Origin of the sequence: Rasiella rasia, from assembly GCF_011044175.1 — a bacterium.
In the GTDB taxonomy this organism is placed as follows: Bacteria; Bacteroidota; Bacteroidia; order Flavobacteriales; family Flavobacteriaceae; genus Marinirhabdus; species Marinirhabdus rasia.
In genome coordinates this window covers 2,796,558-2,817,633 of sequence record NZ_CP049057.1, presented here as the reverse complement: position 1 = coordinate 2,817,633, position 21,076 = coordinate 2,796,558, and the positions used below count along the sequence as shown (strand labels likewise).

Here is a 21,076-nt window from a genome sequence, read left to right as displayed (position 1 = left end):
AGTTTAAAAAATACGTTATATTTGTTCTATGGAATTTAACGAAGCAAAAGAAAAGTTCATTAGCACATGGGGTGCCTTAGGGACACTATGGGGTATTAATAAAGCGATGGCGCAAATACATGCATTGCTATTTGTTTCACCCAAGCCATTGTCTATGGAAGACATTATGGAAGAACTTGAAATTTCTAGAGGAAATGCAAGCATGAACCTGCGAGGGCTTATGGATTGGGGACTTGTTTTTAAGGTAAATGTACCCGGAGAACGCAAAGAGTTTTTTATGAGCGAGAAAGACGTTACCGAGCTCTCTAGACAGATTGCCAAAGAACGGAGCCGACGTGAATTACAGCCAACTATAAAGGTTTTAAAAGAAATTTCTAATATTCCAGACGACGGAAGTGCTGCTGCTAAAGAATTTATAAAACAAACCAAAGCTATGCACGATTTAGCAGACACAGCAGACACCATGATGCATAGAATTGTGAATCAAGAACAAAACTGGATTACCAAAACACTAGTGAAGTTTTTAAAGTAAATTATAAGAACAAAACTATTCAGGGAACCAAAAATTCCCTTTTTATTGAAAAACTAGTTTCAATATATTTTGAAAGTTTAAAACAAATTAGCATGACGAACACATTAAATACTCAGACTGGAACTATTGGTTTTGCCCCAAAAAAAGTTATTTGGATATATGTGTTGTTTTTGTCATCACTTTTAATCGACTTTGAAGCTCTTGTACTTAAGGATTACGTTTTGAACGCCGTTCTAATGATTTTAACGGTAGGTATTGGGCATTCTGTTGGACTACATCGAGGGGTGATCCACAAGTCTTACATTTCAACTCAACTATTCAGAAAAGTTTCAATCTACTTGTTTGTACTTACTGGCATGGGGAGTCCGTTAAGCTGGCTTAAGCAGCATTATTTTAGGGATTATTGGCAAAACAGAAATGATTGCCCTACTTATTTTCGTTATCAGCATTCATTACTAACAGATTACTGGTGGAATCTTCATCTATCATATAAACCAAAGGAAATAGGATTATACCAAATTCCGAAATCTGATGTAAATAATACATGGCTCAAGCATTTAAACAGATATTGGTTACTACATTATGTTGGCTTTGCACTTTTAATATTTTTAGCATTTGGTTTAAACAGTATGTTATTTCTAATTTGTTTACGATCTAGCATAATTATTTTAGGGCATTGGTTTATCGGCTATACTTCTCACAAATGGGGTTACGCTCGGTACACGATAAAAGGTGCAGATGAAAGTGGTTATAACGATGTGTTTTTAGGCTTTATCTCCTTTGGCGAAGGGTTTCACAATAACCATCACTCCTACCCTACTTCAGCTAAATTCTCATCAAGATGGTACGAAATAGACTTTGGCTGGGTTCTTATTTCAATATGTAAAAAGCTAGGATGGATTACATCGGTTAAAACGCAGGAAAATAATCTAAAAGCAACCGCGATTGAAAACACAAATTGCAGTTGGCATATTTCAAAAACTTGAAAAATGAAAAGTCTAATAATAGCTGGTGGTAGCGGATTTCTAGGAACCGTTTTAATGAACTACTTTGAAAGCAAAGTTGCAAATATTTATGTGCTGTCAAGAACCAAAAAACCAGCACGAAAAAACGTCACATATCTGAAGTGGGACGCTAAAAATATAGGGAACTGGGCTCAAGTGTTTGAAGGTGCCGATGTGCTTATTAATCTTACGGGAAAATCGGTAGACTGTCGCTATAACGACACAAACAAGAAGTGCATTCTTAGTTCAAGGGTAAATGCTACTAAACTACTAGGCGAAGTAATTGAAGCGTGTAAGCATCCTCCAAAAATCTGGCTGAACTCCTCTACCGCCACCATTTACAGACATTCATTAGATAAAGAAATGGACGAAATAAAAGGAGAGATTGGTAGCGGCTTTTCCGTTAACGTGGCAAAAGCATGGGAAAAGCAGTTTTTTAGTTTTAAATTATCTAATACGCGTCAAGTTGCATTAAGAACCTCAATTGTTTTAGGAAATCAAGGAGGAGCATTTGTTCCTATAAAGCGTCTTACAAAAATTGGCTTAGGCGGAAAACAAGGACCTGGAAATCAGAAAGTGAGTTGGATACATGCACTAGATTTTGCTAGAAGTATTGAGTTTATAATAGAAAATGACAGGATTCAGGGAGTTATTAATGTTGTAGCTCCTAAACCCACCACCAATACCATGCTAATGCTAAAACTTCGGAAAAAGCTAAAAGTGCCCTTTGGAATTCCAATGAGTAAAGCATTGCTAACATTTGGAGCAAAAATTATAAATACTGAAACAGAACTAATTTTGAAAAGCCGAAATGTAATTCCGAAGAAATTACAAGTCGAAGGATTTACATTTCAATTTCCCAAACTAGACAATGCGCTTGACAACCTTCTAACATAACAAATTATGAAGACAAACACCATCACACAAACGCTGCAACAAGAAAACAAAAGTGCCTCACGTAGAGATATTACCAACTTTTATGATGAAGCAACAAGTGATTATCGTTTTTGGAGCAAAGATTTAAACATGCATTTCGGTTATTTTATTTTTGGTCGCACCAACCCGCTGAGACGTGATTCCATGGGAAATGAAATGAATCGTCAAATTTACAACCGTTTGCAACTCCCAGAAGGTAGTACAATAGTTGCCGATTTGGGGTGTGGTATGGGTGGAACGATGCGAAATTTCCTAAAAAAGAACCCTAAGCTATCTACCATTGGTGTAACACTTTCACCATTTCAAGTGCAAGAAGGTAACAAATTGCTAAAAGGTAAAAAAGGACTTATACTAGAAGAGAATTATTGCGACACCTCTATCGCAAGCAAATCTGTAGACGGCGTCGTGGGCATTGAGAGCCTTTGCCATAGTGGGCACAGCAAAGAAACACTACGGGAAGCATATAGAATAGTTAAGCCCGGCGGGCGATTTGTTATTGCAGATGCATTTTTAAAAAAGGAAGCTTCAGACTTATGCGTAGGCAGTAGTTTTAGTTATAGAAAACTATGTAAGGGTTGGAGCTTAGACGGGCTGGGAGTGATTTCAAAAGTAAAGGAACACTTAAAGGAAATAGGATTTAGTAATGTTACTGTAGAAGATATCTCGCTAAGGGTTGCTCCCTCGGTTTTTCATGTTCCCTTTACCATTTTTGGTTTTTTATTACAGCAAATATTTCAGCATAAAAAAGTAAAGCCACAGAGTTGGAATAATTTAAAAGCCTCGTTTTATGCATTGCTGTCAGGGCTGCATCTTAATGAATTTGGCTACTATATTATTACCGCAGAGAAATAACTTCTAACCGTCTTAAATTGAAGTAAAAGCATCTATTTTAACAGAGCTTGATTTGTCAAGAGATTTGATTTTCATCAATATTCTTCATCTGAAACACAATAAAAATCATTACTGGGGTTAATTAAAGGTATATTGGCAGGTGAAAAGGAATACTTAGCTAGGAAACTTTTTCCTTTTTTTTGACGTACCCCTTGAAAATAATAGCCTTCAGTAAATTACCTAGAAAGTAGTAATAGTTACTTAAACTTTCCTATTTTTGAAATTGCTATGCAAGAAACAAAATTAGACCCTTCGAAATGGGTTGATGCCTATTCAGACTACCTTTACAATTACACCATTGTAAAGGTAAACGACCATGAAGTGGCTCAAGATCTTATTTCGGAAACATTTTTGGCAGGTCTAAAATCGGCAGCAAATTTTAAAGGAGAAGCTTCTGAACGCACATGGTTGATTTCTATACTGAAACGTAAAATCATTGATCATTATCGCAAGAAGAATTCTAAGAAAGGAAAAGCAGAAGTACACATTAACTACACCGATGAAGATGCAGAAGGTGCATGGTTAGAAGAACGAGTAAGTGATCCTTTTGATCGTACCGCCGAAGACACCCTAGAAAATGAAGAACTAGGGATGGCAATAATGAAATGTTTAGACACTTTAAACGACAAACAGGCGACCATCTTTAAGATGAAAACCATAGATAATTTTGACACAGAGGCAGTTTGTAATGAATTTGGCATTACACCGTCTAACCTCTGGGTTATCATTCATCGAGCGCGCACAGCAATGGCCGCATGTCTCGAAAAAAGTTGGCTTAATTAATTATGAAAGTATTTTTGAAATGCGAAGAAGCAAATCACACCTGTGATAAAAACCAGTACAAGGAGGCTTCACTATTAGAACTTATCAAGTTGAATATTCACTTGATATATTGTCGTGCGTGTCGCAAGTACACAGCGCGCAATACTCGTTTATCAAAGCTCTTTAAAAAATCGTCTGTAAAAACAATGCCTGTAGATGCTAAAGTGGCCATGAAAGAGCGTCTACGAAAAGAAATGGCGAAATAAAAATAATAGACTTACCCAAATAATCGGAATACTTTCTACCCAAAAAGATGCAAAGTATTCCGATTGTTTTTTTCGGGCATATCCAATCGCCAAGCCAATTAAAATCATTGTACATAACAATGCATATAATGACCATACGCTTGGCATGTTTTTTAACCCTTCTAGCAACACAACCAACGTAAGCAAACTTATTCCCAATCCTTTTGTTTTCATGACCCCGTACCGCTGAGGAACGGTTTTCAATCCTACCCTGTCAAATTGTAAATCACGTATCTCAAAGGGCAAAATAAGTGCTAGCACGATTAGTGTTCTTTGTGATAAAGTAATCCAAAAATCGCCAGAAATTGTCATCCCTTCTTCTACAATTGGAACTGCCACTGTAACCCCAGCCCAAACTAGTGCCACTACAAATATTTTGAGACCTATTATGTTTCTTAGATTTTTACTCCTAAATAATGGCACTGCATAAAAAAGGGTTAAAAGGCCAAATCCGAAAGCAACTATAAGAGTTGTAGTAGTTAAAAAGAACATCGAAAGAAAGACTCCAGCCATACTAATTGCTGAAAAGACCTGTATGGCACGTAAGCTTTGCGCAAGACTTCTATGATGTAATCCCGCAATTTTAGCATATTTTACGAAATTATAGCCCGAGATAGTTCCGAAGAAAACAAAAAACCACAAGGCAATTGGCACGTTTAAATCGAATTCTAGCACAGTCACACCTACAAGCGAAACCACAGCAAAAGCTACATGAATACTGGCATGAATATAAAATCGAAATTGTTGACGAAGCCACTGCACGTCGTAAAAATAGCTAAACTGTTAGTAACCGCCGCTTTTGGTTGAAAAGTTGTGCTTCACTCTTCTTTTATTTGGTACTTTTTTGTTGTAAAAACCGTAATTTTGCCATCAATCTATGAAAGCCACGTTGCTGCCAAAAGATTGACTATAGAATGATTAGTAACGCAAATTACCCTTTAAAAATAATGGGTAAATCATACACCCTATATGAATACAGATTCTTTTGCTTTAAGACATATTGGCCCGCGTAAAAGCGACCTTGCCGCCATGCTAAAAACCGTAGGAGTTGAGAGCATGCAACAACTTATAAATGAAACTATTCCCGATGATATTCGCTTAAAAGAGGATATTGCGTTAGATGCCGCTATGAGTGAACAGGAGTACTTAGAACACATTACTGAGTTGTCCTCAAAAAATCAAGTGTTTAAAACCTATATTGGTCTTGGATACCACCAAGCTATTACACCTCCTGTAATTCAAAGGAATATTCTAGAAAATCCAGGATGGTATACAGCATATACTCCATATCAAGCCGAAATTGCACAAGGCCGCCTCGAAGCCCTACTCAATTTCCAAACCATGGTAACAGATTTAACTGGAATGGAATTAGCCAATGCTTCACTTTTAGATGAAAGTACCGCTGCCGCAGAAGCGATGGCGCTTCTGTTTGCTGTACGAGAACGCGATCAAAAAAAGAATGGAGCCAATAAGTTTTTTGTTTCTGAAGAACTTTTACCTCAAACCTTATCCTTACTACAAACACGCTCTACTCCAATTGGAGTTGAAATTGTGATTGGAGATCATGAAACATTCGATTTCTCGTCAGAGTTTTTTGGAGCTATTCTACAATATCCAGGAAAAAGTGGAAGAGTATACGATTACAAATCGTTTGTTTCTACAGCAAAAGAAAATAATATTAAGGTAGCCGTTGCTGCCGACATTTTAAGTCTCGTAAAGTTAGAGGCTCCAGGGCATTTTGGAGTAGACGTAGTCGTTGGAACCACCCAACGCTTTGGAATCCCGCTAGGTTATGGTGGTCCGCACGCGGCTTATTTTGCTACCAAAGAAGCTTATAAGAGAAATATCCCTGGACGTATTATTGGAGTCACCAAAGATACAAATGGCAACCGTGCACTTCGTATGGCACTGCAAACACGCGAACAACACATAAAACGTGACAAAGCAACCTCAAATATTTGTACAGCTCAGGTTTTACTAGCAGTGATGGCAGGAATGTACGGTGTATATCACGGTCCTAACGGACTTACATACATTGCGAATAAAGTTCATAATACAGCTGCTACGCTGGCCGATGCTCTTGAAAAATTAGGATATCATCAAGCCAACGACACCTATTTCGATACCATTGCAATTAAAACAGATGTTTCTAAAATTGAGTTTCGTGCCATCGCAGAAGGGGTTAACTTTTATTATCCAGATGAAGAAACGGTTTCAATTTCTATAAACGAAACAACCACCCTTAACGATGTCAATAAAATTATAGGCATTTTCGCGGAAGCGGCGAGTATTGAACGATTTTATATATCAGAATTAATTACAGGTAATACCATCCCTCCTCTGGTTGCAAGAAAAACTACATTTCTTGAAAATGAAGTGTTTAACAGCTACCATAGTGAAACCGAGTTAATGCGCTACATTAAAAAACTGGAGCGTAAAGATTTGGCCTTAAACCATTCAATGATTTCGTTAGGTTCATGTACAATGAAACTGAACGCAGCTGCCGAAATGTTACCTCTTAGTGACCCAATGTGGGGTAATATGCATCCCTTTGTCCCAACAGAGCAAGCAGGAGGTTACCAGTTTATGCTGAAAAAATTAGAAGAACAGCTGACGGAAATTACGGGATTTGCCGGAACTTCGCTTCAGCCCAACTCTGGTGCCCAGGGGGAATATGCCGGACTTATGGTAATTAGAGCATATCATGAGTCGCGTGGAGACGGACATAGAAATATTTGTTTAATTCCTTCATCGGCACATGGAACGAATCCTGCAAGTGCAGTTATGGCGGGAATGAAAGTAGTCGTTACAAAAGCGACTGAAGAAGGCAATATTGATGTTGACGACCTTCGTGCCAAGGCAGAAGAACATAAAGACAATTTAGCCGCTTTAATGGTTACTTACCCATCTACCCACGGCGTGTACGAATCTGCCATAAAAGAAATTACAAGCCTTATACATGAAAACGGTGGACAAGTATACATGGATGGAGCCAACATGAATGCGCAGGTTGCACTTACTAATCCCGGTGCAATTGGCGCAGATGTTTGTCATCTAAACCTTCATAAAACGTTTGCGATTCCGCATGGCGGTGGTGGCCCTGGTGTTGGCCCCATCTGTGTTGCAGAACAACTAGTTCCTTTTTTACCCTCTAACCCGGTAATAGAAACTGGAGGAGACACCGCAATAACTGCTATTTCTGCAGCTCCTTGGGGAAGCGCTTTAGCATGTTTAATAAGTTATGCCTATATCTGCATGCTTGGAGAAAACGGATTAAAAAAGTCTACCGAATACGCTATTCTAAATGCAAACTATATTAAAGAAAGACTTGTTGGTACTTTTGATGTACTCTACACAGGTGAAAAAGGACGTGCTGCACATGAAATGATTGTAGATTGTCGCCCTTTTAAAGAGCACGGCATTGAAGTAGTAGATATTGCAAAACGATTAATGGACTATGGTTTTCATGCGCCTACCGTATCATTTCCGGTTGCTGGCACCATGATGATTGAACCTACTGAAAGTGAAAGCAAACAAGAATTAGATCGTTTTTGTGACGCTATGATTTCTATACGAAAGGAAATTGATGCTACTGAAAAAGACGAACCAAATAATGTTTTAAAAAATGCACCTCATACGCAGGCTATGCTTACCAACGATATTTGGGAGTTCCCTTATTCTAGACAGAAAGCTGCATTTCCACTAGATTATATTAACGACAATAAATTTTGGCCAAGTGTTAGAAGGGTAGACGATGCCTACGGAGATCGAAATTTAATTTGCACCTGCGCCCCAATTGAAGAATTTATGGAAGCATAACACCCATTAAATCCGTAAAAAATCCTCATTTCTAGTCGTTAGAAATGAGGATTTTTCGTTTTTAAGTAATTCTATTGCAAATTGTTCAAATGAAGTCAATTTCCTATGAAATGACCTCTGTACGTTCACAGTTTTCCTTAATTTAGTCGAAAATTTCAACATGGGCACGAAGATTACAGGAGTTGGCAGTTACATACCCACGGGAGTAGCTCCTAACAACCAGTTTGAGCAGAACAGTTTTTATACTGAAGATGGAAGTAGGTTTGATAATGAGAACACTGTTATCATCGAAAAGTTTAAGGCAATAACTGGTATTTCTGAAAGACGCTACATAAAAGACCACCTCAACACCTCTGATATTGCCTTCTTTGCCGCAGAAAAGGCAATTGCAGATGCAAAAATAGATCCTGAAACATTAGATTATATTATTGTTGCAAATAATTACGGAGACGTAAAACACAACCTACAACAAAGTGATAGTGTGCCAAGTTTAGGCTCTCGTGTAAAACATCATCTCAAAATTAAAAATCCGTACTGCGTTGCATACGACCTTATGTTTGGTTGCCCTGGTTGGGTTGAAGCTATGATTACGGCACATGCATATCTTGAAAGCGGCATGGCCAAAAAATGTTTAGTGATTGGCGCCGAAGCATTATCTAGGGTAATTGACCAGCACGATAGAGATTCTATGATTTATAGTGATGGTGCAGGTGCGGTAATTGTAGAATCTTCTAATGATCCCGACTGCGGTATCTTAGCTCATAAAAGTGCTACGTATGCGTTAGATGAAGCTCATTTCATTTATTTCGGTGAAAGCAATAACCAAGAATTAAATGATGCCCGTAGGTATATAAAAATGTACGGTCGTAAAATTTACAATTTCGCTCTTAGCAATGTTCCTGAAGCTATGAAAACATGCTTAGACGAAAGTGATGTTGATATTTCAGAATTAAAGAAAATCTTTATTCATCAGGCCAACGAGAAGATGGACGAAGCTATTATAAAGCGTTTCTTTAAGCTTTACGGCATGGAGGCTCCAGAAGGCGTAATGCCAATGACTATAAACAAACTAGGAAATTCTAGTGTAGCAACGGTACCTACTCTTTACGATTTAGTATTAAAAAATAAGCTCGAAGGGCACAGTATTACCAAAGGCGATATAGTAATGTTTGCAAGTGTTGGGGCAGGAATGAACATAAATGCAATCGTTTACAAACTATAATGTACGAAGGCAAATACCCAAAAAAGCGCTACAAACGCACCTTACTTTTCTTAAAAGAAAATATTTCTACCCAAGAGTCAATCCTAGATTTGGGTGTTACCAATCCGTTTTCTGAAATTATGAAAGAGGAAGGGTACACAGTTACGAATACCCAAGGTGAAGATTTAGACATCGATATAAGCAGAATACAATCTGAAACTTTTGACGTCCTAACCGCCTTCGAAATTTTCGAACATATGCTAAGTCCGCTGCAAGTTCTTAAAAACACCAACGCAAAAAAACTAGTTGCCTCTGTACCACTAAAACTTTGGTTTGCTTCGGCCTACAGAAGTAAAACAGACGATTGGGATAGACATTACCATGAGTTTGAAGATTGGCAATTTGATTGGTTACTCGAAAAAGCAGGTTGGACTATTAAGAAAAGAGAAAAGTTTAGCCATCCTGTCAAAAAAATTGGCTTTCGTCCTCTACTGAGATTGTTTACACCTAGATACTATTTGGTGTATGCTGAAAGAGCTTAGACGTACTACTCTTTTATTAGTTTGAATTGTTGTTTTGTGCCATCTGTCATTTCTTTAAATTCGACTGCGTCAAAATGCTGGCCGTTCAGAAAGATGTTAGCAATAAATTGTGTGATGGAAAAAACTTGTAGTTTCATAAAAAAATGTTTCCGAAGTATTTTACGAAATTTTAATAATACTTTTATACCATGAGTATCGTTTTGGTTATTCCTACTTACAACGAAGCGGCGCATTTAGGCGACCTTCTACGGTCGATTGTTTCACAAACCCTTAAGCCTAAAAAAGTTGTAATTGTAAATGATGGCTCTACAGATAGTACCCAAGAGATTATCGATTCCTTTACCGCCAAATATTCTTTTATGATTTCTGTTGGCGCCTCTTCTACCTCAGAGCATGCTCCAGGAAGCAAGGTAGTAGACGCATTTTATAGAGGATTTTCAGCAATTAAGGAAGAATATGCGTTTATCGGCAAGTTTGACGCGGATATCATACTCCCCCCTAATTATTTCGAGAAAATTATTTCTTTATTTAATGAAAATAGAAAAATTGGTATCGCTGGAGGCAATCTATATATTCAATCTGACGACGCGTGGGTATTTGAAAATATTTCAGAAAAAACGAAAGTGCGCGGGCCCATTAAATTATATAGAAAGGAATGTTTTGAGGCCATTGGAGGGCTTAAAAGATCGATTGGCTGGGACACAGTAGATGAGTTGTTAGCGCAATACCATGGTTGGCTAATTAAAACAGACCAAAGCTTGCATGTAAAACATCTAAAACCAACTGGAGCCACCTATACAGAAGCGTCTAAATACAAACAGGGTGAAGCTTTCTACAAGATGCGTTACGGATGGGCTCTCACTCAGGTAGCCGCTATGAAATTAGCACAACGAAAAAGCAGTATTGCTTTTTACTATAATTGTATGCGAGGCTATTTAAAGGCAAAAAAAAGCGGTATACCATACTTGGTAAACAAAGAAGAAGGCGCGTTCATTAGACAGTTAAGATGGAAAAACATTAAGAAAAAGATATTTTAAAACATCTTAACCTTTTTATAGCATTTCTCAGATAGGTATTTCTTATTTTTAAATCTTATTAAAAACGTCATATGTCTAAAAATAGAATTCAGATGGTAGCCGTATTTACACTGGCTATCTTTTGTACAACGCTAGCATTTTCACAGCAAGAGAATAAACCAAAAAATATCATCCTTTTAGTAGGTGATGGTATGGGCTTAAGCCAAATTTCCTCAAGTTTATATTTCAACGAAAAGCCATCTAACTTTCTCAGATTTAACACCGTTGGATTAAGCATGACATCTTCTTCAAAAGAACTAATCACAGATTCTGCTGCGGGCGCTACTGCATTTGCTTCTGGTATTAAAACCTACAACGGGGCCGTTGGCGTCAATGAAGCCATGGAGCCTGCAGAAACCATCGTAGAACATATCTCTAATAAAAATATAGCCACCGGACTAGTAGTTACATCTTCTGTGGTTCACGCAACACCTGCAGCGTTTTACTCGCATCAGGAATCTCGTAGAATGTATGAAGAAATCGCACTAGATTTAGTGAAAAGTGATATTGACTTTTTTGCTGGTGGTGGACTGAAATATTTTAAAAATAGAACCGACAATTTAAACTTATTACAAGCATTACGCGATCGTGGCTTTGAGGTTGAAACCAATGTGCTGCCGAAGAAAATTTCAGAAAAAAAACAAGCAATTATACTAGCCCCAGACGGAATGCCTAAAATGTCTGAAAACAGAGGCAACTTCCTTACCAATGCCACCATGCTTGCTATTGGGCAGTTGTCTAAAAATAAAGAAGGCTTTTTCTTATTGGTTGAATCTTCTCAAATTGATTGGGGCGGACACGCAAATGATACCGAATACTTGGTAAATGAGTTATTAGATTTTGATAAAACCATTGGTGCTGTATTAGATTTCGCAAAAACCAACGGTGAAACATTGGTAATTGTAACTGCAGACCACGAAACAGGAGGATTTAGTCTTAGCAATGAGAATGGCGATTACAATAAAGTAATTGGCACCTTTACCACCAAGGGACATACTGCAACAATGGTTCCGGTGTTTGCACAAGGCCCTGGAGAGCATCTCTTTGGTGGAATCTACCAAAATACTGAAATCCATAGCATTATAGAAAAGCTTTTTAAAAGAGATTAAGCGAAAACTGCCTCAGTTAAAAAGCCATTTAATTAGTACCTTAGCCAAACCATTTTAGCTATGCGATACATCGAAGATATTGGTTCTTACTTTTTAATGCTCAAACGCACGTTTGGAGGATTTACGAAGCGCTCTGTTTTGAAAGAACTTATATTTAAAGAAATTGACGACCTAATAATAGGATCGTTAGGTATTGTGGCATTTATTTCTTTTTTTGTGGGTGGTGTGATTGCTATCCAGACGGCACTTAATGTTGACAACCCAATTATACCAAAATCCTTAATTGGTTTTGCGACAAGACAATCTATTGTACTAGAATTTGCGCCTACGTTTATCTCGATTATCATGGCAGGTAAGGTGGGGTCTTTTATAACATCCAGTATTGGCTCCATGCGCGTAACCGAACAAATTGACGCCCTTGAAGTAATGGGGATTAACTCTTTAAATTACCTAGTATTTCCTAAAATTATTGCCCTACTGTTTTTTCCCTTCGTTATTGCACTCTCTATGTTTTTAGGCATAGTTGGCGGTTTGATAGCCGGAGTATATGGTGGATTTACAACACTTACAGAATTTAGTACGGGTTTACAAGAAGACTTTAATACATTCCATTTGGTTTACGCTTTCATTAAAACATTTGTTTTTGCCTTTATTTTAGCAACCGTACCCTCTTGGCAAGGATATTATATGAAAGGGGGAGCGCTAGAAGTTGGAAAAGCGAGCACTAATTCTTTTGTGTGGACAAGTGTATTAATTATACTGACGAATTTTATTATCACGCAACTTCTACTTAGCTCATGATTAAAGTTGACAACATAAAAAAGCGCTTTGGAGAAGAAGAAATTCTGAAAGGCATCTCTACTGTCTTTGAGAAAGGAAAAACCAACCTTATTATTGGTCAAAGTGGAAGTGGAAAAACCGTAATGCTTAAATGCCTACTAGGGTTATTTCAACCGGAAGAAGGTTATATTTTTTACGAAGATCAAGCCATCCAAAACATGGATGAAGAACAACAACGAAGCCTAAGAGAAGAAATAGGTATGTTGTTTCAAGGAGGCGCTTTGTTCGATTCTATGAATATTGAAGAAAATGTGATGTTTCCTTTGCGCATGTTCACCAACAACAAAAAAGCAGACATGCTAAATCGCGTAAATGAAGTACTTGCAAGAGTGAACCTAGAAGGGGTAAACAAAAAATACCCAGCAGAAATCTCTGGTGGTATGCAGAAAAGAGTTTCCATTGCTCGCGCTATTGTAAACAATCCGAAGTATCTTTTTTGTGACGAACCAAACTCTGGATTAGATCCCAAAACGGCAACGGTTATAGACAACCTTATTCAAGAAATAACGCATGAGTATGGCATTACTACAGTTGTTGTAACTCACGATATGAATTCGGTGATGGAGATAGGTGAAAACATTGTTTTCCTGAAAGATGGTAAATTAGTTTGGCAAGGCGATAATGAAGCCATTTTCAAAACAGATAATAAATCGGTAACAGATTTTGTATACTCTTCAGATCTCTTTAAAAAAATCAGAGATATTCAGCTGAAAGAGCAATAAATCAGCTAAATACCTTATAGATTAATTTTATTTAGCTATTTTTAACGCAATTATTCCTATAAAATTTAGCCTAATGAAAAAAATTTTAACTCTTGCCACTGTGCTGCTTACACCAATTGCACTTATGGCACAAGCCGTATCGTTCACAAATCAGAACGGAATGATAGGGTCTTACTCTTCATCGTCTGATGTTGCAGCAGACATGAACAATGATCAACTTGATGATTATGTTCGTGTATCTTCAACAGGAATTGGTATCGATTATCAAAATCCTGATGGTACGTTCACCTCTGTTTTTATTTCTAAATCAATTCAAAATGTTCCTGACTGGAGTATTGCTGTAGGTGATTTAGACGAAAATGGATACAACGACATGGTTTTAGGAAATGGACAACGTGTCTCTTTCTTAATAGCCAACGCAGACGGAACTGACTATACAGAAACCGCATTCCCAGAATTTATTTTCTCTCAGCGTTCTACGCTAGCAGATATTGATAATGATGGCGACTTAGATGCTTTTGTATGTCACGATGTAGATTTAAGTCATCCGTACCGAAACGATGGTAACGGTAACATGACCCTAGACCAAAGTCTTATTCAAACCATAGATGCTCCTGGAAACTACGCAGCTATTTGGGTTGATTATGACATGGATGGAGACCAAGACATGTACTTAACAAAGTGTCGTGGAGGTACTTCTACTGGAGATCCTCTTAACGAAAATGCGATGTACACCAACAATGGTGACGGAACTTTTACTGAAAATGCCTTATCTATCGGACTTCAGGATGCCGATCGTTCTTGGGCAACTGTTTTTGAAGATTTTGACAATGATGGAGATTGGGATGCTTTTGTAGTAAACCATGACACACAGAATAATTTCTTTGAAAATGACGGAAATGGGAACTATGTAAACATTACTGACTTAACAGGTATAGACAAGCATGATCTAGGTTCATGGGAGAATCTTTCTGCAGATTTCAACAATGATGGAAACATGGATATCTTATCTGAGATGTCTGACGAACTATACCTAGGAAATGGAGACCTTACTTTTACAGGACAAACGTTACCTTTTGACGAAGGAGGTATTGGCGACTTAAACAATGATGGTTTCTTAGATGTTGTTCGAAGCGGAAACTTATACATCAATAACGGAAATTCTAACAATTGGGTTAAGTTTTTCTTGAAGGGTGTAGAAAGCAACCTTAATGGAATTGGAGCACGCATCACTATTGAAGGTGATTGGGGTGCTCAAATGCGTGAAATTCGTTCTGGACAAGGTTTCCAACACATGAATTCACTAACAGCACATTTCGGGATTGGAACAGCAACAGCTATAGACAAGGTGACTATTGTTTGGCCTTCTGGTATTGTAGATGTTATTGAAAATGTAGACCCTAATGAAACACATGTTTATATTGAAGGTGAAAATCCTGTACTTGGCTTAACAGATTTCAATGCAGATACTGTTACTGTATATCCTAATCCAACTGCGTCAGAATTATTTTTCTCTCAGAACGGATTGGCAAATACCAAAGTAACTATTGTTGATGTAAATGGAAAGATTGTATTAAATACAGTAATTTCTTCATCTAACAACGTAGACGTTGCTAGTTTACAGAACGGAGTGTACTTCGCTCAGTTAGAAATTGACAATCAAGCAAGAAGTTATAAGTTTGTAAAGAAGTAATTTGCTTCAAACAATACTATAAAAAAGGCGCTCTATAGAGCGCCTTTTTTTATTCTTCTACCACAAGGGTATCTAGTTTCAATCTAACTTTTAGTAACGCGGCCATTCTAGTCATACGTTCTGCTTTGTCTCGATTACGAACTGTATTCTCCCATGAAACCGTAAACACCGGTATGGTATCTGTACTCTCAAAATTTGTTTGAATACGCTTTGAATAAGCAAAATTTTCTAAGCCTTCAAAGGCAACTTGCACTTCTTTACTTACCTCATCGAATGGGATACCATCTTTTACACTCAACTTGGCTATTTCATTTTCAAGAAAATTAATGCGTTCATCTTTACTTCGAATCGCTTGCTCGTTCTTTACGTATAAATCTTCTAAAATTCCTGCTTTAACAGCACCCGACAGCTTTTCAGCCAATTCGCCAGAACGATCTGAGCCTTGATAAATACGTAAATTACCATCCTCAAGCTTTTCAGTTTCTTTCAACTTAGCTATCCATTCATTTATTTTTGGTTGAGGAACAGGTTGTCCAATCAAGTAAACTTCAATATTCTTAGTTTCATAATCTTGTGTAAGCTTAACAACTTCAGCACCCTCATATCGAATAATTTCTTTGACAAAATCTTTTGTTTTATTTTCAAACACCTGCTCCTGTAAAAGATTATAAAATAAATATACACTTGGCACTATAACAACAATCGCAATTAAAGAAGCTATTTGAGCAATAAACCTACGTCGTTGCGAATTTGCATACCGCACTAGAGGAAAGCGCAATATTTTAGAAACAATAAATGTAGAAAGCGCTATAAATACAGCATTGATTGAAAATAAATACAACGCTCCACCGGCATAGTCTAAATTCCCAACTGCTAGGCCATAACCAACAGTACATAAAGGAGGCATTAAGGCGGTGGCAATAGCAACACCAAAAATTACACTGGCTATGGTTCCACTTTTAGTTTTTGCCACAATAAGGGCAAGACCACCAAAAATAGCTACTAGCACATCAAGAATAGTGGGATACGTGCGAGCCAACAGTTCTGGAGTCTCTTCAGTAAGTGGTGAAATAGAAAAATATAAAAATGCAGTGAGTACACTTAACACAACCATTACGCCTAAGTTTATCAATGAGCGACGTAAGGTTTCAATATCGTTTATCGCAACAGACAAGCCTACACCTACTATAGGGCCCATTAATGGCGAAATAAGCATGGCACCAATTACAACGGCTGTACTACTTACATTTAAGCCAATAGAGGCCACGAATATTGAGAAAATAAGAATCCAAGCAGTATGTCCCTTAAACGATATATCTTTCTTTACCGCTTCTATGGTAGCATCTCGATCTGTATCGTTATGCAGGTTAAATAGTCCGAGGACAAATTTGCGCACTCCTTGCCACGCATTGAGCTTGTCCTTTTCAAATTCAGCTTCGCTCGGGGTAATATGGTTTTCGGTACTCATTACGTATATTTTTTGCCGTGGGCATGCACCACTTCAGTTAATAACAACTTTATTTCTTGTTCCTTTTCCTTCGGAAATATAAGTAAAACAGATTCCTTTTCAACAATTATATAATCTTTCAAACCATCTACAACCACTAATTTATCATTTTCAGTAAAAATCATATTTCCCGCTGCACCCTTTAGTAGTGTTTTGGCTCTCACAACTGCATTCTGAGAATCGTCTTTATCAAGTTTATCGTGTAAGGCACCCCAAGTTCCTAAATCATTCCAATCAAAAGATGCTTCTTTAACATATACATTGTTCGCTTTTTCCATGATTCCATAATCTATCGATATGTTTTCTGCAAGCCCATAATTATTGGCTATAAAGCTTTTTTCATCTTCTGAATTATACACAGGCACGCCTTCCGCAAAAAGAGCACTCATGACAGGTAAATACGTTTCAAACGCAGCGATAATGCTTTTTACACTCCATAGAAAGATACCAGCATTCCACAAAAAATTACCTTCAGCAATAAATTGCTTTGCGGTGGCATAATCGGGCTTTTCGCGAAATTGTAGTACCGATTTAATATCTGACGCAGCTGCTTTATCACTTTCAATATAACCATATCCTGTATTCGGAAAGGTTGGTGTAATTCCAAGTGTCATTAACACATCCTCCTCCTTACATTTGTTAAAACAGGCTTCAACATCATTCTTAAAGGCAGTTTCATCTTCAATCCAATGATCACTAGGCGCTACCAACATAACCGCATCTGGATTCTCTTTCTGAATTTTTAAGGCCGCAAGTAAAATACACGGCGCGGTATTACGCATAGCAGGCTCTAAAATAACTTGGTTTTCTGAAATTTTAGGTACTTGTTCGAGTGTTAGGTCTAAATAGCGTTCATTCGTCAAAATTTGGATATTTTGTACTGGAACTAGTTGCTCTAAACGTGTAAACGTTTTTTGTAACAAACTCTGCCCAGTTCCCAACATGTCGTGGAATTGCTTCGGAAAGTCTTGCGTACTCACAGGCCAAAACCTTGAGCCAATACCTCCGGCCATTATAACTGCGTAATTATTATTGTTCAAAATTCTTCGTTTTAATTATTGCTATAATTTCCTGTGTTTAAGATAGTCTTTACTTCAGTTCGAAGCGTGTGTTTGTAGTAGTTTCAACGCTCTGGCTTTAAAAACTCAACCTCTGCATTTGGATTAAACAAATACACCTTCCCGGTATTCACCTCTAGGCATTCATATCGTTTTACACGCTTATTTCCGCGCATGAAAATTTTACCATTGTACAATCGAAATAACCCTCCATGAGGTATCTCAAAGATATAGTTTTTATCATTCGGCGCATCGTATTGTTTCAAAGCTAACGACAATCTTGCATCGGTATCACTACTTGCCTTAGGGTTTTTAAAATGCATCGCCAGAAGCGGTAATAATTTGTTCGGAAACACCTGCGGACTAATAAATGGAAGCATAAGATATTGAAACGTTCGTTTCCACTCAATTCCGTGCGGCTTAATTGCACGTCCATACTTAGTAAATGCTACCAAGTGAGCAATCTCATGAATTAGCGTTATTAAAAATCGGTACTGATTTAAATTTGCGTTTACAGTAATTTGATGCCGTCCGTCTGGAGATTTTCTATAATCTCCATGGCGTGTTACTCGCTCATTAACTATCTTTAAATGAACATTATTTGCTTTAACAAGCTCAAACACGGGCTGAACAGAAGCTTGAGGTATGTATTTTGAAAGAATTTCTTCCATTGGCTATGGCGTTGTACTAGACACTTGTAGTATTTTACCATTGTATAACTCATGACCAGTTAAAGAAAAATTCATAATATATTGACCCATTTGCTTCGCTGTTATTGGTGCTTCATACCCTGGAAATGCTTCTTGTAACATTTCGGTCTGTACGGCACCTAATGCGAGACAATTAAAACTTGGCCCCTTTTCCTTGTACTCTTCTGCTAAAACTTCAGTCAGCGTAATAATTGCCCCTTTACTACTGCTATAAGCAGCCAAGCCAGCAAATTTTGCACTACCCTGCACACCTCCCATACTACTAATATTTACTACATGACCTTTCTTTGTCATAAAAGGAAGCACAGCTTGTGTCATAGCAGCCGCTCCAAAAACATTTACAGCGTAACTATCTTCAAAGTCTTCCCATTTCAATTTAGAAAAAGATTTATTAACCAAATAACCAGAATTATTGATGAGTACGTCTACATGGTTCCACTTCTCTTTAATAAAATCACGCACTCGGGCAATATCTTTTTTATCGGTAATATCACAAGAGAAACAAGCACAGTTAGAAATATCCAACCCAGAAACAGGCGCCGCATCGCGAGATAAGGCTAGCACATTATGCCCTGCATCGGTAAATAAAGAGACGAGTTCGTAACCAATACCTCTACTTGTTCCTGTAATAATTATATTTTTTTTCTTCATACTCTAAAGTTACACAAATCCCGCTATTCACCTCAAAGGAAAATAGCGGGATCTGTTAAAGTTACCGGTATCAAATTATGCTTGTTACACAAACATAGTAACGGGATTCTCAATATACTGTCGTAATGTCTGCAAGTACTGTGCTCCAGTAGCACCGTCTACAGTTCTATGATCGCAAGCTAAGGTAACAGTCATTGTATTACCAACAGCAATAGCACCATTTTTAACCACAGGCTTTTGAACAATCGCACCTACTGAAAGTATTGCCGAGTTAGGCGCATTGATAATACTTGTGAATTCCTTAATACCGAACATACCCAAATTAGATACCGTAAAGGTACTTCCCTGCATTTCGTCTGGGGTTAATTTCTTTGAGCGCGCTTTTCCTGCTAATTCTTTAACATTTGCACCAATTTGGGAAAATGTCATCTGGTCTGCAAATTTCAGCACCGGTACAACTAATCCTTCATCTACAGCCACCGCAACTCCAACATGAATATGTTTAGCAATTCGAGTCGCATCACCCGTCCACTGGCTATTAACCTGTGGGTGTTTGCGTAATGCCATGGCACACGCCTTTACAATCATATCGTTAAATGAAATTTTGACATCAGGATGGCTATTAATTGCCGTGCGAGATGCAATGGCACTATCCATATCTAACTCGATAGTGAGATAATAATGAGGTGCTGTAAACTTAGATTCTCCCAAACGCTTAGCAATGGTTTTACGCATTTGTGAGTTGGTAATTTCCTCGAAGCTCTCTTCACCAACAGGTTGGTAAGCTTGCGCCCCACCAGCCCCTGGTTGATAGTTTTCAATATCTGTTTTTACGATACGTCCGTTTTCGCCACTCCCATGTACCTGATTCAGGTTAATACCTTTGTCTTCAGCCATTTTTTTAGCTAATGGAGAAGCAAATATTCTTTTTGAATCGTTAGTAGAATTGTTCGTATTTGTATTTGTCTTAGGAGCGGTTTTCTTTTCTGCGGAAACTTCCTTCGTTGATCCTTCTACCTTTTTTTCTTCTTTTTTAGGAGCATCCTTTTTAGCCGCTGGTTTTTCGACCAGTGATACATTAGACACATCAGTACCTTTTGGGCCTATGATGGCAAGCAAAGCATCTACTTTCGCTGTTTCTCCCTCGGCTATTCCTATCTTCAGCAAGGTTCCGTTGTAGAACGACTCGAACTCCATAGTAGCTTTGTCGGTTTCTATTTCAGCAAGAATATCACCTTCTTCAACCATATCGCCTTCATTCTTCAACCAAGAAGCAACGGTACCTTCTTCCATAGTGTCACTTAAACGAGGCATTGTTATAATCTCAACTCCGTCTGGCAATTCACTATCGGCAGTTTCATTGTTGTTCTCAGCACCTTCTTCGGTCTTCGACTCTTCTGTTTCGCTGGCATCATCTTCAGAGCTAGTCTTTTCCGCGCTTCCACCATCACCATTCAAAAGACCCGAAATATCTTCTCCTTTTTCACCAATAATAGCTAATAATGTATCAACTTTTGCAGTGGCGCCTTCTTCAATACCAATATGAAGTAAAACCCCATCGTGAAAAGATTCAAATTCCATTGTTGCTTTGTCAGTTTCTATTTCAGCTAAAATATCACCTTCGGCAACAGTATCGCCAACTTTCTTCAACCAACTAGCAACAGTACCTTCTTCCATGGTATCGCTGAGTCTTGGCATATTAATTACTTCTGCCATAG

20 protein-coding genes are annotated in these 21,076 nt (G+C 37.9%); 13 read left to right on the top strand and 7 right to left on the bottom strand.

Features of this window, described 5'->3' with window-relative positions; genetic code table 11:
* The first annotated feature begins 28 nt into the window (after nucleotides 1–28).
* The 5 genes from G5B37_RS12490 to G5B37_RS12470 all read left to right on the top strand — a co-directional run bounded on the left by G5B37_RS12490 (nucleotide 29) and on the right by G5B37_RS12470 (nucleotide 4,146).
* The gene (locus G5B37_RS12490) at nucleotides 29–532 is read left to right on the top strand and encodes a GbsR/MarR family transcriptional regulator (protein WP_164680361.1); all 504 of its coding nucleotides are present in this window, start codon (nucleotides 29–31) and stop codon (nucleotides 530–532) included.
* Nucleotides 533–624: 92 nt separating this feature from the next.
* Nucleotides 625–1,518 carry a fatty acid desaturase gene (locus G5B37_RS12485; protein ID WP_164680360.1) on the top strand — a complete coding sequence of 298 codons (894 nt, stop codon included), beginning with the start codon at nucleotides 625–627 and terminating at the stop codon, nucleotides 1,516–1,518.
* A gap of 3 nt (nucleotides 1,519–1,521) precedes the next feature.
* Nucleotides 1,522–2,433, top strand: a complete 912-nt coding sequence (locus tag G5B37_RS12480) for a TIGR01777 family oxidoreductase (protein WP_164680359.1) — start codon at nucleotides 1,522–1,524, stop codon at nucleotides 2,431–2,433.
* Between the two features lie 6 nt (nucleotides 2,434–2,439).
* Entirely contained in the window at nucleotides 2,440–3,324 is an 885-nt protein-coding gene (locus G5B37_RS12475; RefSeq protein ID WP_164680358.1) for a class I SAM-dependent methyltransferase, read from the top strand.
* Between the two features lie 267 nt (nucleotides 3,325–3,591).
* Nucleotides 3,592–4,146: a sigma-70 family RNA polymerase sigma factor gene (locus tag G5B37_RS12470; RefSeq protein ID WP_164680357.1), complete on the top strand. Its 555-nt coding sequence runs from the start codon at nucleotides 3,592–3,594 to the stop codon at nucleotides 4,144–4,146.
* A gap of 221 nt (nucleotides 4,147–4,367) precedes the next feature.
* Here G5B37_RS12470 and G5B37_RS12465 read toward each other — a convergent pair whose 3' ends face one another.
* Entirely contained in the window at nucleotides 4,368–5,192 is an 825-nt protein-coding gene (locus tag G5B37_RS12465; protein ID WP_164680356.1) for a UbiA prenyltransferase family protein, read from the bottom strand.
* 207 nt (nucleotides 5,193–5,399) lie between these two features.
* Here G5B37_RS12465 and gcvP point away from each other — a divergent pair, with 207 nt between their 5' ends.
* From gcvP to G5B37_RS12450, 3 genes are all read left to right on the top strand, one after another.
* A complete protein-coding gene (gcvP, locus tag G5B37_RS12460; RefSeq protein WP_164680355.1) occupies nucleotides 5,400–8,249 on the top strand; it encodes an aminomethyl-transferring glycine dehydrogenase in 2,850 nt (949 codons plus the stop codon).
* Nucleotides 8,250–8,409: 160 nt separating this feature from the next.
* Complete coding sequence (locus G5B37_RS12455; protein ID WP_164680354.1) at nucleotides 8,410–9,471, top strand: 3-oxoacyl-ACP synthase III family protein; 1,062 nt, start codon at nucleotides 8,410–8,412, stop codon at nucleotides 9,469–9,471.
* A complete protein-coding gene (locus G5B37_RS12450) occupies nucleotides 9,471–9,992 on the top strand; it encodes a class I SAM-dependent methyltransferase (protein WP_164680353.1) in 522 nt (173 codons plus the stop codon). Before G5B37_RS12455 ends, G5B37_RS12450 begins: the two co-directional genes overlap by 1 nt.
* 5 nt (nucleotides 9,993–9,997) lie before the next feature.
* Here G5B37_RS12450 and G5B37_RS15205 read toward each other — a convergent pair whose 3' ends face one another.
* Nucleotides 9,998–10,129 (bottom strand): hypothetical protein, encoded by a 132-nt coding sequence (locus G5B37_RS15205; protein WP_263649798.1) that lies wholly within the window; start codon nucleotides 10,127–10,129, stop codon nucleotides 9,998–10,000.
* A 51-nt stretch (nucleotides 10,130–10,180) separates the two neighbouring features.
* On the opposite strand from G5B37_RS15205, the gene G5B37_RS12445 reads away from it, so the two are divergent.
* The 5 genes from G5B37_RS12445 to G5B37_RS12425 all read left to right on the top strand — a co-directional run bounded on the left by G5B37_RS12445 (nucleotide 10,181) and on the right by G5B37_RS12425 (nucleotide 15,432).
* Nucleotides 10,181–11,029 carry a glycosyltransferase family 2 protein gene (locus G5B37_RS12445; RefSeq protein ID WP_164680352.1) on the top strand — a complete coding sequence of 283 codons (849 nt, stop codon included), beginning with the start codon at nucleotides 10,181–10,183 and terminating at the stop codon, nucleotides 11,027–11,029.
* Nucleotides 11,030–11,100: 71 nt separating this feature from the next.
* Nucleotides 11,101–12,177: an alkaline phosphatase gene (locus G5B37_RS12440; RefSeq protein WP_164680351.1), complete on the top strand. Its 1,077-nt coding sequence runs from the start codon at nucleotides 11,101–11,103 to the stop codon at nucleotides 12,175–12,177.
* A gap of 60 nt (nucleotides 12,178–12,237) precedes the next feature.
* Nucleotides 12,238–12,978, top strand: coding sequence for an MlaE family ABC transporter permease (locus tag G5B37_RS12435; protein WP_164680350.1), 741 nt, complete (start codon nucleotides 12,238–12,240; stop codon nucleotides 12,976–12,978).
* Nucleotides 12,975–13,739, top strand: coding sequence for an ABC transporter ATP-binding protein (locus G5B37_RS12430; protein WP_164680349.1), 765 nt, complete (start codon nucleotides 12,975–12,977; stop codon nucleotides 13,737–13,739). The genes G5B37_RS12435 and G5B37_RS12430 overlap by 4 nt, the downstream gene beginning before the upstream one ends.
* A 73-nt stretch (nucleotides 13,740–13,812) precedes the next feature.
* Entirely contained in the window at nucleotides 13,813–15,432 is a 1,620-nt protein-coding gene (locus G5B37_RS12425; RefSeq protein WP_164680348.1) for an FG-GAP-like repeat-containing protein, read from the top strand.
* 49 nt (nucleotides 15,433–15,481) lie between these two features.
* On the opposite strand, the gene G5B37_RS12420 is transcribed toward G5B37_RS12425, so the two are convergent.
* The 5 genes from G5B37_RS12420 to G5B37_RS12400 all read right to left on the bottom strand — a co-directional run bounded on the left by G5B37_RS12420 (nucleotide 15,482) and on the right by G5B37_RS12400 (nucleotide 21,074).
* Complete coding sequence (locus G5B37_RS12420) at nucleotides 15,482–16,900, bottom strand: DUF389 domain-containing protein (RefSeq protein ID WP_164680347.1); 1,419 nt, start codon at nucleotides 16,898–16,900, stop codon at nucleotides 15,482–15,484.
* The gene (locus tag G5B37_RS12415) at nucleotides 16,900–17,979 is read right to left on the bottom strand and encodes a mannose-1-phosphate guanylyltransferase (RefSeq protein ID WP_164680346.1); all 1,080 of its coding nucleotides are present in this window, start codon (nucleotides 17,977–17,979) and stop codon (nucleotides 16,900–16,902) included. The genes G5B37_RS12420 and G5B37_RS12415 overlap by 1 nt, the downstream gene beginning before the upstream one ends.
* A gap of 83 nt (nucleotides 17,980–18,062) precedes the next feature.
* Complete coding sequence (locus G5B37_RS12410; protein ID WP_164680345.1) at nucleotides 18,063–18,668, bottom strand: SprT-like domain-containing protein; 606 nt, start codon at nucleotides 18,666–18,668, stop codon at nucleotides 18,063–18,065.
* A 3-nt stretch (nucleotides 18,669–18,671) separates the two neighbouring features.
* The gene (locus G5B37_RS12405; protein ID WP_164680344.1) at nucleotides 18,672–19,358 is read right to left on the bottom strand and encodes an SDR family NAD(P)-dependent oxidoreductase; all 687 of its coding nucleotides are present in this window, start codon (nucleotides 19,356–19,358) and stop codon (nucleotides 18,672–18,674) included.
* Between the two features lie 84 nt (nucleotides 19,359–19,442).
* On the bottom strand, nucleotides 19,443–21,074 hold the full coding sequence (locus tag G5B37_RS12400; protein WP_164680343.1) for a pyruvate dehydrogenase complex dihydrolipoamide acetyltransferase: 1,632 nt from the start codon (nucleotides 21,072–21,074) through the stop codon (nucleotides 19,443–19,445).
* Nucleotides 21,075–21,076: the final 2 nt, after the last annotated feature.